Here is a 13,609-nt window from a genome sequence, read left to right as displayed (position 1 = left end):
GCCCGCAGCCCGATCTGCCCACCGAAGCGACTGCCCCGCAGCTATTCAGGGTTTAAAAGCTGTAGCGAGTTAAACGAAGTAACGAGCCAGTAAAAGTTGCCCAGCGAAAAGCGAAGGCAATAATCTTTAAAAAAACAGGCGAGCGTAGCAGCGGAGGAGGGCAGAATCGGGTAGAGGGAGCGAAGCGTCCGCCTTTGGAGCGGGATTTCCCCTGCTGAGGGGAAATGAATAGAAATCCCGAGCCAACAGCGGCCTGTAGCCCGATCCGTCCGCCGAAGCGGCTGCCCCGCAGCTATTCAGGGTTTAAAAGCTGTAGCGAGTTAAACGAAGTAACGAGCCAGCAAAAGTTGCCCAGCGAATAGCGAAGGCAATAATCTTTTAAAAAACAGGCGAGCGTAGCAGCAAAGAAGGGCGGAATCGGGTAGAGGGAGCGAAGCGTCCGCCTTTGGAGCGGGATTTCCCCTGCTGAGGGGGAATTGAATAGAAATCCCGAGCCAACAGCGGCCTGTAGCCCGATCCGTCCGCCGAAGCGGCTGCCCCGCGAGCCCGCCGATTTTTAACCTATATTGCAATCGTAAAAAAGGAGGATGTATTTCAATGACACCTGACCAGACAGAATCAGGCACATCTGCCCGTAAGAATGTTTCAGCAGCGACAGGTCACACCTACTGGGTCATTCCGGATGGCTACATCCCGCCGGAGAGCAGCGGCACACTGGAGAGTCACGAAAGCATCTGTATACTGAACACCAGTGCAACGGATGCGGAGCTGCACATCACGATTTACTTTGAAGATAGAGAACCACTCGAAGGTATTGTCGCTGAAGTGCCAGCGAGAAGGACGAAGCATATTCGCACTGCATCGCTACGATCCGGGGAGCAATCTATTCCGCCGGGCGTACCTTATGCAATTACGGTTTCGAGCAACATCCCCGTTATCATCCAGTACAGTCGTTTGGACACGACCCAGCCTGAATTGGCTTTGATGAGTGTCATGGCGTATCCATCAGGATAACTTCCCCAATAGACAGCATAGTTGGAGATGGTAAAAAGCCCCGTAACCTTGCATCCAATGCAGGCACGGGGCTTCTTTTTCTTCATTTAATCGCTGTATTTATACGTGCTCGCATTAAGGATATCCACATGGACCTCTACTTTGCCGAGCTTGAAACGCTCCAGGGGGTCAGCACGTTGGGAGACCTCTTGTTGCCATAAGGGCAGATTGTGGCGATAGAGGTGTTCCACGAGACCGTATGAATCGATCTTGCGTGACTTGGTTTTTTCGAACGTATCTCGGATTTGGGATTCGATTTGTTTCTCCGCTTCCTGTTCCATGGCATGTGGAGACCGAGGAGCCCCGTGATCTTCGGTGATGGAGCTTTTGACCGAGGTAACTAGATCAAATGTGACGCCATCTCCTTGTTTTCTCGCCGTTATTCTCGTCTTGGGATGACGAAGCATCAAGGTTAAATCAGGAGTTTTCCCACCATTCCCATATACGTATAGTGGGTACTGATGTACGCGCTCATAATTTACGTATCGTGTACCATCTGCATCTGCTCCTGCAACTCTACCCTGACTTGTGCCTTTGGAAATGACATAAACCCCATCCATTCTAACAAGGGGGGCGTTTTATCGCCGTTGAACCAGGTCTCGTTCCTCGTTGAAACCGAGGGTAAAAGAACGACGGAAGCCGGCTCACGCAGTCCATCGAGAAGCTGATGGAGCCGGATAGGTTCGAAACCGGAATGCTGTTTGTATAGCCTCATGGGCTCGAATAACTCAATCGTCTGGGCAGATTGGTTCAGCAGCGCAGATGGGGAGAGCACATCCGGAATGTTCTGCTCTGTCGCGTAAATCCAGGGTGTATATCTCAGTTGACCTGAATGTAGCAACGTATTAAATATATCCTCCAGCTTCCCTTCCAGAGCATTTTTCGATAAAACAATGGCTTTAACATGAGTCCAGAGCGTTTGCTGCTGTGATGTTTCATACAAGTCGTTAATAGCCATGCTCAGTGTTGAACCTTCGCCCCGTCCAATCCAGATATCCCTTGTTTCCCGGGAAGTTGGCGTTTCCTGTTTTGCAATACTGGAGAAGTCAATCAACTGGGCATACGCAATATATTGGTTGTCCACATAGTCTATTCCAATGGCCGTGATGAAGTTAATACTTTGCACCTCTTTGGAATCCCAGCATCCCGTTAGCAGGATCAAGCACCCCGCGGTAGGCCACTCATGGACATCCATCTGGTCATGACCGTTTTCTCCAGCGAGTGGAATCTTGGGTGTGAAGTGCTTCTGGACGCTTGTTTTTTTTCATGGAAGGGGGCATGGATACGGCCTGAGTGAAGTCTCCTGGAATGTAGGGAGATACGGGTGACAGATAGGATACGCCATAACACTCCAACGATACGAGGTGTACCAACAGAGCGAACAGTCCGATCATAAATCCAAATAATCCAAGGATCGAAGAAATAATAAGCATTCCGATACGAATTTGTGCAGTAGCCCCGCTGAGCACGGTATTCACGAGAATATAGCTGGAGATGACTGAGATCGCTACCGTAACTATGATGGTGGGCGATGTAATCCCGGCACGAATGGCTGCATCCCCGATGATAAGTCCGCCGACCACGCTGACCGTCTGCCCTAACGCACGTGGTAACCGCCGACCGGCTTCGTTAAATAGCTCGAACATAAAAATCATTAAAAAGGCTTCCAGCGTCACCGGCATGGGCAGGCCCATTCTAGTACCAGCAATTGTAGCCAAGAGAGGTAGCGGAATTTGTTCCACATTGAAACTGGTCAGGCCGATGTAGAAGGCTGGGAAGAAACAGGCAATCAGCAGACCGGAAATACGCAAAATCCGTTCGAAGGTAACGATGAAAAAAGGTGTGCTTTTGTCTTCCGGGGACTTCAACTGATTGAAAAGTGTAGTTGGTGCGATGACCGCCACAGGAGAACCTTCAATGAGAACGGCAAAACGTCCATTTAACAGGGAATCGACGACAAAATCAGGACGTTCAGTATTATCTGTGAGTGGAAAAATACTCCGAATCCCTCCCATGACAGCTCGCTCCATGATTGAGGTACCCAGAATGCCGTCAATCTCAATCTGATCCAGATTGTGTTGTGCTTCTTTCAGAATGTCTGGATTAATAATATCTTTTACATATAGAAGTCCAATGGCAGTTTGGGTACGACCACCTTTGACATATTTCTCATAACACATCGAAGATGTTTTCATTCGTTTGCGAATAAGGGCCACGTTGGTAGTGAGTTCTTCGGTGAATCCATCGCGCGGGCCTTTAACAGATGTTTCAATGGCTGATTCTTCTGGACTGCGTCCCGGGATATCAGCGATATCCAGACTGCAGGCCTGCACACCATTACCAAAAATGATCAGTAGTTGTCCACTAAAAATCAACAGATTAAGTTTCTTGGAATCAGTGAGATCCTCAATCGGATTTAAGGTTAATCCCAGTTCGTGGGGATGTGATTCCTCAATGATCAGGGAGTGTTGTTCCAGACGGGGAATAATAAATTGATTGATTTGTTTGCCGTCGACCAGTCCTTCGCAATAGAGCAAAATGACTGGCTGATCGGATTCATCTTTGACAGGAAAGGTCTGAATAACAACATCTGCGCATGGATTGAACTGCTCTTTCAAAGAGGCAAGCAGTGTTTCATGGGACGTGGTGTCAATCGCTTGATGCTCCATGATGTTTCCTCCTCTGATGGCGTGAATGGATAAAGGCAACCGTCGTCGCGATAATCGCAAGTCCGCTCAGATACAAGAGATTGAACGGAAATATGTATTCGACCAGAAGCTTTTCGAAGGTCATATCATCCAGAGGATACAACATGGTTAGAATAAAGAAGACACCTAACGAGATACAACTGATAAGCCTTCTGGTAGAGCTCTTAATATTCCATATTTCTACTACAATATACATGGCGAGACTAATCCGGGTGAACGAGCCTGCGAGCCATTGGTAGATGGAAAAGAAGTCGGTTTGGGCGATGTATTTGCCCAAGGAGGCAATTCGCCATTCTTCAAAGGCGGGATATCTCATTTTGGCAGCCTCAAAAGGATCGAATTCCACAATCGCCCCGATGAGTGGGCCGACAGTCAGTCCCACAAGAATGAGTGCGAGCATCAGATACTGCCATACACGTATACGTTTGGAGAGATGAGGCTGGATATACCAGATGAACACCAGTTCAAACATGCCTGCAAGACTGTAAATCATGCCATTCAGCACCGGATGCCAGCCATGTTCTAACACAGGCAGGAGACGGCTATAATCCTTGTATTGAGTGTTGACAATTGCAACATAGAAGCCCAGCAGTACCACTAGTGGAAGGATCAATCCTGCCGTAAATGCCAGTGAGCGTATGCCTTTATATGCCCCATAGGCACAGAGAGACATGATGGCAATACTGGTTACCAGAATTGGCGTTTCTGTCAGATAATTTGTTTTGGCCCAAGTGGTGGTATCGTGCAGGGTGAAATAGATTGCGCTCAGAAAAAAGAGACTGTTCCCAACTCGAAATAACATGCCAATGGGCTTGCCGAGACGGGATGTTAACCATTCATGCAAGGTTTGATGCTGGAGGAAACGAGAGACATAAGCGAGCATTAGCGCAAATATCAGAAATGGTCCGGCTGATAACAGGACGGAAATCCAAGAATCCCTTTTGGCCGCAGCCAAAAGGGCAGGAATAATCAGAACATGGCTGATCAAGCCAACGGACAACATGATCAACATCATAGCTTGTAAAAAAGAAGGTTGTGTTCGTTTCATGCTGAGGGGTCTCCTTTTCCCGATAGACTGTCCTCAGCAGTGTTAACGGGATTGGAGCGCTTCATACTGTCAGTCAAAATAACGAATACCCATGGCTTCTCTTACCTCTAACATCGTTTCCCGGGCCGCTTTCCAGTCAAAATGCGGGGTTCGGGGAGGAGGGGAGCGTATAACTCGTTGAACCGGCGAACCAACTTCTGCGCTGTCTCAATGTAAGGAATCTGACTTGATTCCACTGACCAGCCTATGTTTGCGACCACTCATATTGGTGCCAAGCACACCAGCGATAATCAACAATGCACCAATATAGTGGTAGCTACCCACTGGTTCATGCAGTATCCATGCACCTCCTACGATGGAGATGAGCGTGGACAGATTGCTGAATACACTCATTTGCGAAGCCTCCAGATGGGTCAGAGCATAGCTCGCGAGCAGGGTGGAGATCATGGTGGAGAGAATTGCCAGATAAGCGAGCGCACCCAGATAGGATGTATCTCCAAGTGGTTTGATGTAGTCCATCATGGAACCGCTGGAAGCATGACGGATCAGGGAAGCGGCGTTAAATACAATACAGCCAACCATTAATGTGACCCATGTTAGTTCCATTGGTTTGTACTTCTGGGTTAATGGTCTTGCAAGCACACCATACCCTGCAAAACAGACTGTGGATAACAGCAATAATGCAATGCCTTTCAGGTTACCTATAGACATGCCGCTTCCTTGCATTATGAAGATAAAAACTACTCCAGCGACAGACAGAAGCAGGAACATCTTCTGCATCGTGGATGTGCGTTCCTTCAGGAAAACTGAAGCGAGAACGAGTGTGAATACAGGAGCCATAGCTTGAATAATACCAGCTTCCGATGAGTTGGAAGATACAAGTCCAAAGGCTTGAAAGGCAAAAAATAAAACGGGAGATAGTAGCCCTAGCGGAATAATTCTCCACAGATCACGAAGGCTAAGTCGAATTTTGATCCAGCCAAAAATGATAGGAATGCTGACAACGATCAACGACAGCGCGAATCGGTGGGCAAGCACATCAATCGGATGTGCAACAGTGACGGTCATTTTAACAAATAGAAAAGATAGACCTATAATAGCTGCGTACAGTATAGCTGCGATATAAGCATATACCCGAGTGTGTGTTGTGTTCATGAATGCTCCTCCAATACAGTAGTCATAGCGTTTTATCTTTCATTATCCTGAATTATGTCAGGTTCGAGGCATGTGCTGGCCTTATTCAATATACTGCCGGGTGCATCGTGCTACAATAGATAAAAGGTTGAACTGTATCGGTACAGTTGTTGGAGAGGGATGGGTGCATTGAGAAAATACGAAGTGATTGCCGAAGCGTTAAAGCAATGGATTCAGGAACAGATGCAGCAGCAGGATCGTCGCCAGTGGGCGGATAAGGGAATTCGACTGCCAGCAGTTCGAGTTGTAGCAGAACAATATCAATGCAGTGTAAGTACAGCGATTCGAGCATATGAGTGGCTGGAACAGCGGCATTTGGTGTACGCCATACCTCAATCCGGTTATTATGCTGTACAGAACGGGACAGGTGCTCAGGATATGGACTGGCAGGGAGCGTTGGACTTTGCTTCAGCTGCTCCCGATCCAAGGGTGTTCCCTTATGCAGACTTTCGTCATTGTGTGGATCAGGCTATGGAGAAGAAACAAGCAGAGTTATTTATGTATGGCACGGATCAGGGATTACCTTCGCTCATTCTGCTGTTGCAGAAGCAGTTTGCGGATTATCAGGTGTTTGCGAGAACAGAGCAGTTCTTTATCACGTCAGGTGTGCAACAGGCACTGGCTGTACTTGCATTGATGCCTTTTCCCAATGGAAAGAGAAAAGTACTGCTTGAACTACCTACCTATCACAATATGCCCTCGCTACTGAGTGGATTAAATGTGCCGATTGCCGGTGTGAGACGTGCCCTGGATGGGCTGGACTGGGCATCGCTTGAACGTCAGTTTGCTGAGGGAGATATCAAGTTTTTCTATGTCATGCCGCGCTTTCACAATCCGATTGGTACATCGATGACTGTTGCTGACAAGAAGAGACTAATCCGGCTTGCACAGCGGTACGATGTCTATCTGGTGGAGGACGATTATCTGGCTGATCTGGAGGACAATACGAAACAGGACCCGTTATGGTCCTATGATACGGAAGGCCGGGTTATCTATCTGAAGAGTTACTCCAAAATTTTGTTTCCAGGTCTGCGCATTGGTGTAGCTGTTCTGCCTTCACCACTAATTCAATCTTTTGGGGCTTACAAAAAAATGCTCGATATCGACACTTCCGTTTTGTCTCAAGCTGCTCTGGAGATCTATGTCCACAGCGGAATGTTTGCTCATCACAGGAAAGTGATTCGTAACCGCTATGCTGCCAGGATGAACACGGTGCATGAGCAACTGGACACATATCCAGACTTTGCTCCATTTATGGATGCTCCTCGAACAGGAGGGGAGCATACCGTATTACCTTTGGCGGGTGATATGCCGCTTCGTGTTCTGCTATCCCGGCTTCAAAAGCGCGGAGTCATCGTTGATACGACTGAACGGTATTATCCGGAGGGAACATATCAGGCGCATCAGGATCAGATGCTGCGCTTGAACATCTCCAATGTGCCGAAGCAGCGAATCGAGGAAGGGATACAGAAGATCCGGGAGGAAATTTTGAAACTGCAGATCAGGCAGAGATAAAGACAAAGCTATAACAGCAAGGCCATTACAATAAAACGCATATAGTTGTTAAACTTAGCATCTATCTAGTCGTATTGGCCACTCACCACTGTCTGTATATAACAAAAGGCGTCCACACAAGTTAATCACTTGTTGGACGCCTTTTCCATGAATTGTTATCCACCTACCATACAGCTTGTACGCTATATGGTAGATGGAAATAATCTAATTTATTCCTGAGCCATCGCCTTGAAGGAAGCTTCTGCGGCTTCCAATGTAGCCTGAACATCCTCATCTGTATGAGCCGTGGTCAGGAACCAGGCCTCATATTTGGATGGAGCCAGGTTAATGCCACGGTTCAGCATGTGACGGAAGAAGGAAGCAAACAGCTCTCCATCCGTGTCTTGAGCATGATCATAATTCGTAACCGGATGGTCACAGAAATGGGTGGAGAATGCACCACGAATCCGGTTGATCGTCAGTGCAATTCCATGACGGTCAGCAGAAGCTTGCAGACCTGCTGTCAGGTCGATAGCAAGGCGTTCCATCTCTTCGTATACACCTGCGCCTTGCAGGACCTCCAGACATGCGATACCAGCCGAGATGGATGCAGGGTTACCAGCCATCGTTCCTGCTTGATAAGCAGGGCCGAGTGGAGCAACCTGCTCCATAACATGTTTGCGTCCGCCGTAAGCACCGATTGGCAGGCCGCCACCAATAATTTTACCAAGAGCCGTCAGATCGGGTTCAATCTCCGCATGATTATCGAGTCCGGCATACGTCTGTGTAGAACCGTAATGGAAACGGAAAGCCGTAATCACTTCGTCATAGATAACCAGGGAGCCGTTGGCCCGTGTCATGGCACAGAGACCTTCCAGGAAGCCAGGCTCCGGCATAACCATACCGAAGTTCCCAACGATCGGTTCAACCATGACTGCGGCAACATCATCACCCCAGCGCTCCAAAGCATCCTTCAGGGCTTCCAGATCATTGTAGGGCACAGTAATGACTTCTTGTGCAATACTGGCTGGAACTCCCGCACTGTCAGGAATTCCGAGCGTGGACGGCCCAGAACCCGCAGCCACAAGCACCAGATCCGAGTGACCGTGGTAACATCCGGCGAATTTTACGATCTTGTTGCGTTTGGTGTAGGCACGAGCGACCCGAATCGTAGTCATGACCGCCTCCGTACCGGAGTTTACAAAACGAACTTTATCCATGGAAGGAATGGCTTCCTTCAGCATTTTGGCGAGCTTGATCTCAAGTTCAGTCGTACCGTACAGCACACCATTTGCTGCAGCTTCCATAATGGCCTGCGTAATATGAGGGTGGGCATGTCCTGTAACAATTGGACCGTAAGCGGCCAGATAATCAATATAACGGTTGTCATCGACATCCCAGAAGTGGGCGCCTTGGGCTTTTTTCATAAATACAGGTGCACCGCCACCAACGGCTTTGAACGAGCGTGAAGGGCTGTTAACACCCCCAACAATATGTTCAAGTGCTTCTGCGTATAGAAGTTCGGAACGGGAACGTGATGTATTCATAAGCTAACTTCCTTTCGTAATGCAAAATATGATAAAGGTACAAGCTACAGAAAGATATGATGATTTTCTCATAATAGTATAGCCGGGCACAACGAGAGGGCAGCGTAATGGCTGCCCTCTGCATGTTTAGATTACTGAGCCGGTTGCTCTGACTTTTGATCGTCACCACTGGCTGTTTTATCTTCGGTGCTGGTTGTACTATCATCCGTTGTAGCAGGCGGGTGAATAATATCCTGAATATGCTGCTTCAATTTCTCTTCATTGGTAACCGTCAATACTTGCGCACCGCCTGCTGTACGTTCTTCTTTCAGCAGGTTCATTGGCGGGATCTGCTCACTGCCATTCATGCTGCTCTGGTAACCGAGGCCACCCAGTTTCCACATATCGGAGAGTGTCAGATTCGTATCCACATAGGGATTAACCTGTTCCAGAATGGAAGGCAGCTTGGCAATGGTAGTTGTTGACTGCATTTTTGCCGTCACAGCTTTCAGCAACTCACGCTGACGCTCGGAACGAGCGAAATCCGACATCGCATCATGACGGAAACGAACGTACATGAGGGCTGTTTCGCCATCCAGATGCTGATACCCTTTTTTGAGATCAATATCGTATTCGTTATTGTCTGCTTTACTTGTATAGTGCATGTCTTTCTCCACATCAAAATCAACACCGCCAACGGCATCCACCAATTTGATGAATCCCTGGAAATCCGTATACACATAATACTGTACAGGAATGCCGAGCAGGTCGCCGGCAGCTTGCATCGCTGCATTAGGACCATGGGTGATGGCAGTGTTGATCCGTTCCTTGCCATATCCGTCAATATTGACGTAAGTGTCGCGCAGAATGGAGAACAGATTGATTTTTTTGGTAAGTGGGTCGAGCGATACAACCATCATGCTGTCGGAGCGGGGAACTTCACCTTTTTTCAATCCGCGCGCATCGACACCCATAACGAGAATATTTACCGTTTCTGTGCCTTCCCATTTGGGTGGGTCAGGAGTATTTACTTTCTCCACATTCTCGATACCTGCGAATGGTGATTCGTCGCCGTCTTTTGCCAAACCGTCCAACTGATTGAGAATAGAACCGAAATAATATGCCGCTGCTCCTCCGATAATTAACACGAAGGCGGCAAGAGAAATCCATATGGTTCTCTTCGTCTTTCTGGTCATGCTAGCTCTCCTTTGTATTTGAGATGAAATAAAAAAACGAGTTCGAGTATTCAAGTAAGATCTAGTCGAAGCTTTCCGTACACGTCTTTTCCCAACATAAGGGCAGGACGCGGCTCCAGACTATTTTAAAGCTTGCTGAATTTTGACTGATACCATTATAATTTCTTTTTGGGCTACAAGCAATTTCAACAAAATCCAAGTGAGGTATAATCATGCTGGCGATTGATGTCAAAGATTTGCGCAAGTCGTTTAGCGTCCAGAAAAGCCGAGGTGGGCTGAAGGGCGCATTCCAAGACCTGTTTGCACGTCAATACCAGGAGGTATTGGCTGTAAATGATATTTCATTTCAGATTCCGCAGGGCGAAATATGCGGATATATTGGGGAGAACGGTGCCGGTAAATCAACAACGATCAAGATGTTGACCGGCATTTTGGTGCCTACTTCAGGGCAAATATCGGTTGGTGGATATGTTCCGTATCAGGAACGGGAGAAGTTTGTACAGAATATTGGTGTTGTTTTTGGTCAGCGCAGTCAATTGTGGTGGGATATTGGCGTTATCGATCCTTCCATTTATTGCGTAAAGTATATCGTGTCGGAGAGGTCGATTTCCGTAAAAGGCTGGATGAACTGGTTGAGCGATTGCAGCTTCAGGACCTGTTAAGCCGTCCGGTGCGGAAGCTCAGTCTTGGTCAGCGTATGCGCTGCGAGTTAGTGGCAGCCTTGTTGCATAATCCGAGTATTGTTTTCCTGGATGAGCCAACTATTGGTTTGGATATTGTGGTGAAGTCGGAAATTCGGGATTTCTTGAAAGATATGAACAAGGAGCATGGAACGACCATCCTGCTCACAACCCACGATTTGCAGGACATTGAGGCCCTGTGTTCCCGGGTGATCATGCTTGATGCGGGCAACATCATCTATGATGGTGGTCTGGATCATCTGAAGTCCCAGTGGGGCAAGGAGCGGGAGATCCGCTTTAAGTTTGGCTCAGCTCACAACATCAGTCAGATGCAGGAATGGACTGCTGCGTTGCCTGTGCGTTGGACAGTAGAGAATGAATTGTCCGCATCTGTATGGATTCCGCTGGACCTGAATGTTTCGGATGTACTCGGACGTGTCGTTGGACAGGCTGATATTACCGATATTCAGATTATCGAGATCAACACGGATGAGATTGTGCGCAGTATTTACCAATCCGGTTCCGCCGAGCGTCCCGAGATTGTGGGAGCAGGGAAAGAAGCGGTGGGTGTATCCTGAGATGAATAGTGCATTTATTGATTTTATGCGCATCCGTTTTCTAACGATGCTGGCATACCGGGTGAATTATTACTCCGGCATTTTGATATATACGCTGAATATCGGCGTGTATTACTTTACCTGGCAAGCCATTTACGGTAGCAGTGGTGAACTCGGCGGTTTCACGGCAGCGCAGATGACCACTTACATCGCTGTATCCTGGATGGCACGTGCTTTTTACTTTAACAACCTGGACCGGGAGATTGCCGCAGATATACGGGATGGCTCCATTGCGATTCAATTCATCAGGCCGATCAATTACGTTATGGTCAAAATGATGCAGGGTCTTGGTGAAGGCATTTTCCGCTTCCTGCTCCTCATGATTCCGGGGATGCTCATCGCCATTCTGCTGTTCCCGGTTGAATTGCCTACGGCGCCATCGGCGTGGATTGGCTTTCTCGTCATGCTGTTCTTCAGTTTCCTCATTAATTCCCAGATTAATGTGATAACGGGACTGGCAGCTTTCTTTGTGGAAAACAATGAAGGCATGATGCGTATGAAACGCGTCGTGGTTGATCTGTTCTCTGGTCTAATCATCCCGATCAGCCTGTATCCAGGCTGGATGTCCGCGGTGATGAAGGTATTGCCTTTTCAGGCCATTACGTATCTGCCCGGTTCTGTGTTCACTGGAAGAGTGGAAGGTACCGCCATCTGGAATGTACTCGGTATTCAGGTGTTCTGGTTTGCCGTGTTACTGCTCCCGATGGTATTGATCTGGCGTAAGGCGCGCAAGCGTCTGTTCGTGCAAGGGGGATAACGGAATGTACTATATGGGTCTGATCTGGGAATATTTGAAGAACTACATGAAAACACGACTCACGTACCGTGCTGATTTCTGGGTGGAGATTCTATCGGATCTGCTGTTCCAGGCAACCAACCTGATCTTTATCTTTGTGGTCTTCCGTCATACGGATAACCTGGGCGGCTGGAGCGAGAGTGAAGTACTCTTTGTTTATGGATATTTTATGGTGCCCTATGGCATCTTCAGTTGTTTTATCAATCTGTGGGGGTTCAGCGAGCGGTATATCGTCAAAGGTGAGATGGATCGTATCCTGACACGCCCTGCACATAATCTGTTCCAGATCTTGCTTGAAAATGTAGACCCGCCTGCACTCGTGGGCTCGTTTATCGGCTTGATTATCATGATCTTCAGCGGAGCAGAGATGGGCTTGATGCTGGAGTGGTGGCATATTCCTGCCTTGATTATTTTGGCACTCAGTTCAGTAATGATCTATGCCGGCATTTATACCACACTGACTTCGTTGTCCTTTTATTCAGACGCACCAACAGGTATTCTGCCATTGATGTATAACATCCAAGGGTATGGGCGTTACCCTGTGACGATCTATAACCGTGCCATTCAGGTGCTGTTAACCTGGATCATTCCGTTTGCCTTTGTGGGCATCTATCCGGCAGCCTTGTTCCTGGAGAGGTCCGAGATGCATCGGATGGCGCTCCTCACACCTGTGATGGGACTGGTGTTTGGTTCCATGGGCTTGCTTCTGTGGAATTATGGCGTGAAACGGTATCGCGGAGCAGGATCATAATAACGCCCTGATAGCATTTCATGGGCAAGACTAGGGAGGAACTGACATGACGTTAACTGTAGGCGAACTGGCACCGGATTTTGAGCTTCCGTCCAGTACGAGAGAATCAGTAAAGCTTTCGGATTACCGCGGACAGCGGGTACTGCTTTATTTTTACCCCAAGGATATGACTTCGTCCTGTACACAACAGGCTTGTGATTTCCGGGATCGACATGCTGAATTTGAAGGGCTGAACACGGTCATTCTCGGAATCAGCACCGATCCAATGAAACAACATGACAAGTTTATTGCCAAGTATGGTCTGCCGTTCACCTTGTTATCGGATGAAGAGCATGTTGTAGCCGAGCAATACGGTGTATGGCAGCTGAAGAAAATGTATGGCAAGGAGTACATGGGTATGGTTCGCTCCACTTTTCTGATTGATGAAGAGGGGAAATTGATCAAGGACTGGTCCAAAGTTCGGGTCAAAGGACATATCGAGTCTGCGCTTGAGGCTTTGAAAACATTGTAATTAATGATTTAGACATGTGTGAATAAATCATCTTA

At 47.9% G+C, this 13,609-nt stretch carries 12 protein-coding genes and 1 pseudogene; 6 read left to right on the top strand and 7 right to left on the bottom strand.

The genetic code is table 11. The annotated features are described in order from the left end of the window. Positions 1 to 597: 597 nt before the first annotated feature. Positions 598 to 1,014: a sensory rhodopsin transducer gene (locus NSQ38_RS01375; protein WP_339786463.1), complete on the top strand. Its 417-nt coding sequence runs from the start codon at positions 598 to 600 to the stop codon at positions 1,012 to 1,014. 86 nt (positions 1,015 to 1,100) lie between these two features. On the opposite strand, the gene NSQ38_RS01370 is transcribed toward NSQ38_RS01375, so the two are convergent. The 5 genes from NSQ38_RS01370 to NSQ38_RS01350 form a co-directional block, all read right to left on the bottom strand. Next, the gene (locus NSQ38_RS01370; RefSeq protein WP_339786460.1) at positions 1,101 to 1,613 is read right to left on the bottom strand and encodes a Ger(x)C family spore germination C-terminal domain-containing protein; all 513 of its coding nucleotides are present in this window, start codon (positions 1,611 to 1,613) and stop codon (positions 1,101 to 1,103) included. Then, a complete protein-coding gene (locus NSQ38_RS01365; protein ID WP_339786457.1) occupies positions 1,532 to 2,179 on the bottom strand; it encodes a hypothetical protein in 648 nt (215 codons plus the stop codon). The genes NSQ38_RS01370 and NSQ38_RS01365 overlap by 82 nt, the downstream gene beginning before the upstream one ends. A 73-nt stretch (positions 2,180 to 2,252) precedes the next feature. Further along, positions 2,253 to 3,722: a spore germination protein gene (locus NSQ38_RS01360; RefSeq protein WP_289391102.1), complete on the bottom strand. Its 1,470-nt coding sequence runs from the start codon at positions 3,720 to 3,722 to the stop codon at positions 2,253 to 2,255. Continuing rightward, positions 3,703 to 4,809 (bottom strand): endospore germination permease, encoded by a 1,107-nt coding sequence (locus NSQ38_RS01355; RefSeq protein ID WP_339786455.1) that lies wholly within the window; start codon positions 4,807 to 4,809, stop codon positions 3,703 to 3,705. Before NSQ38_RS01355 ends, NSQ38_RS01360 begins: the two co-directional genes overlap by 20 nt. Positions 4,810 to 5,016: 207 nt before the next feature. Beyond that, entirely contained in the window at positions 5,017 to 5,964 is a 948-nt protein-coding gene (locus tag NSQ38_RS01350) for a DMT family transporter (RefSeq protein WP_339786452.1), read from the bottom strand. Between the two features lie 159 nt (positions 5,965 to 6,123). Between NSQ38_RS01350 and NSQ38_RS01345 the strand changes: the two genes are divergently transcribed. Beyond that, complete coding sequence (locus tag NSQ38_RS01345; RefSeq protein WP_339786449.1) at positions 6,124 to 7,518, top strand: PLP-dependent aminotransferase family protein; 1,395 nt, start codon at positions 6,124 to 6,126, stop codon at positions 7,516 to 7,518. 209 nt (positions 7,519 to 7,727) lie between these two features. On the opposite strand, the gene NSQ38_RS01340 is transcribed toward NSQ38_RS01345, so the two are convergent. Together NSQ38_RS01340 and NSQ38_RS01335 are read right to left on the bottom strand one after the other, a co-directional pair. Beyond that, complete coding sequence (locus NSQ38_RS01340; RefSeq protein ID WP_339786447.1) at positions 7,728 to 9,044, bottom strand: glutamate-1-semialdehyde 2,1-aminomutase; 1,317 nt, start codon at positions 9,042 to 9,044, stop codon at positions 7,728 to 7,730. Between the two features lie 131 nt (positions 9,045 to 9,175). Beyond that, positions 9,176 to 10,219 carry an LCP family protein gene (locus tag NSQ38_RS01335; RefSeq protein ID WP_091018703.1) on the bottom strand — a complete coding sequence of 348 codons (1,044 nt, stop codon included), beginning with the start codon at positions 10,217 to 10,219 and terminating at the stop codon, positions 9,176 to 9,178. 212 nt (positions 10,220 to 10,431) lie between these two features. On the opposite strand from NSQ38_RS01335, the pseudogene NSQ38_RS01330 reads away from it, so the two are divergent. The 4 genes and pseudogenes from NSQ38_RS01330 (at position 10,432) to bcp (ending at position 13,574) form a co-directional block, all read left to right on the top strand. Then, positions 10,432 to 11,477: pseudogene (locus NSQ38_RS01330) on the top strand (ATP-binding cassette domain-containing protein). A 1-nt stretch (position 11,478) separates the two neighbouring features. Further along, complete coding sequence (locus NSQ38_RS01325; RefSeq protein ID WP_062837592.1) at positions 11,479 to 12,273, top strand: ABC-2 family transporter protein; 795 nt, start codon at positions 11,479 to 11,481, stop codon at positions 12,271 to 12,273. A 4-nt stretch (positions 12,274 to 12,277) separates the two neighbouring features. Beyond that, positions 12,278 to 13,063 carry an ABC-2 family transporter protein gene (locus tag NSQ38_RS01320; protein ID WP_076333833.1) on the top strand — a complete coding sequence of 262 codons (786 nt, stop codon included), beginning with the start codon at positions 12,278 to 12,280 and terminating at the stop codon, positions 13,061 to 13,063. Between the two features lie 46 nt (positions 13,064 to 13,109). Continuing rightward, complete coding sequence (gene bcp / locus NSQ38_RS01315; protein WP_339786445.1) at positions 13,110 to 13,574, top strand: thioredoxin-dependent thiol peroxidase; 465 nt, start codon at positions 13,110 to 13,112, stop codon at positions 13,572 to 13,574. Positions 13,575 to 13,609 lie beyond the last annotated feature (35 nt).

The organism is Paenibacillus sp. FSL R7-0313, assembly GCF_037969885.1.
In the GTDB taxonomy this organism is placed as follows: domain Bacteria; phylum Bacillota; class Bacilli; order Paenibacillales; family Paenibacillaceae; genus Paenibacillus.
The sequence above is the reverse complement of the archived record's forward strand: the minus strand, read 5'-3'. Positions and strand labels throughout refer to the sequence as shown.

Excerpts from the sequence above, each read along its gene's own strand:
- NSQ38_RS01375 (WP_339786463.1), top strand. The coding sequence starts at position 598 with ATGACACCTGACCAGACAGAATCAGGCACATCTGCCCGTAAGAATGTT.
- NSQ38_RS01370 (WP_339786460.1), bottom strand. The coding sequence starts at position 1,613 with ATGGATGGGGTTTATGTCATTTCCAAAGGCACAAGTCAGGGTAGAGTT.
- NSQ38_RS01360 (WP_289391102.1), bottom strand. The coding sequence starts at position 3,722 with ATGGAGCATCAAGCGATTGACACCACGTCCCATGAAACACTGCTTGCC.
- NSQ38_RS01355 (WP_339786455.1), bottom strand. The coding sequence starts at position 4,809 with ATGAAACGAACACAACCTTCTTTTTTACAAGCTATGATGTTGATCATG.
- NSQ38_RS01350 (WP_339786452.1), bottom strand. The coding sequence starts at position 5,964 with ATGAACACAACACACACTCGGGTATATGCTTATATCGCAGCTATACTG.
- NSQ38_RS01345 (WP_339786449.1), top strand. The coding sequence starts at position 6,124 with ATGGGTGCATTGAGAAAATACGAAGTGATTGCCGAAGCGTTAAAGCAA.
- NSQ38_RS01340 (WP_339786447.1), bottom strand. The coding sequence starts at position 9,044 with ATGAATACATCACGTTCCCGTTCCGAACTTCTATACGCAGAAGCACTT.
- NSQ38_RS01335 (WP_091018703.1), bottom strand. The coding sequence starts at position 10,219 with ATGACCAGAAAGACGAAGAGAACCATATGGATTTCTCTTGCCGCCTTC.
- NSQ38_RS01325 (WP_062837592.1), top strand. The coding sequence starts at position 11,479 with ATGAATAGTGCATTTATTGATTTTATGCGCATCCGTTTTCTAACGATG.
- NSQ38_RS01320 (WP_076333833.1), top strand. The coding sequence starts at position 12,278 with ATGTACTATATGGGTCTGATCTGGGAATATTTGAAGAACTACATGAAA.
- bcp (WP_339786445.1), top strand. The coding sequence starts at position 13,110 with ATGACGTTAACTGTAGGCGAACTGGCACCGGATTTTGAGCTTCCGTCC.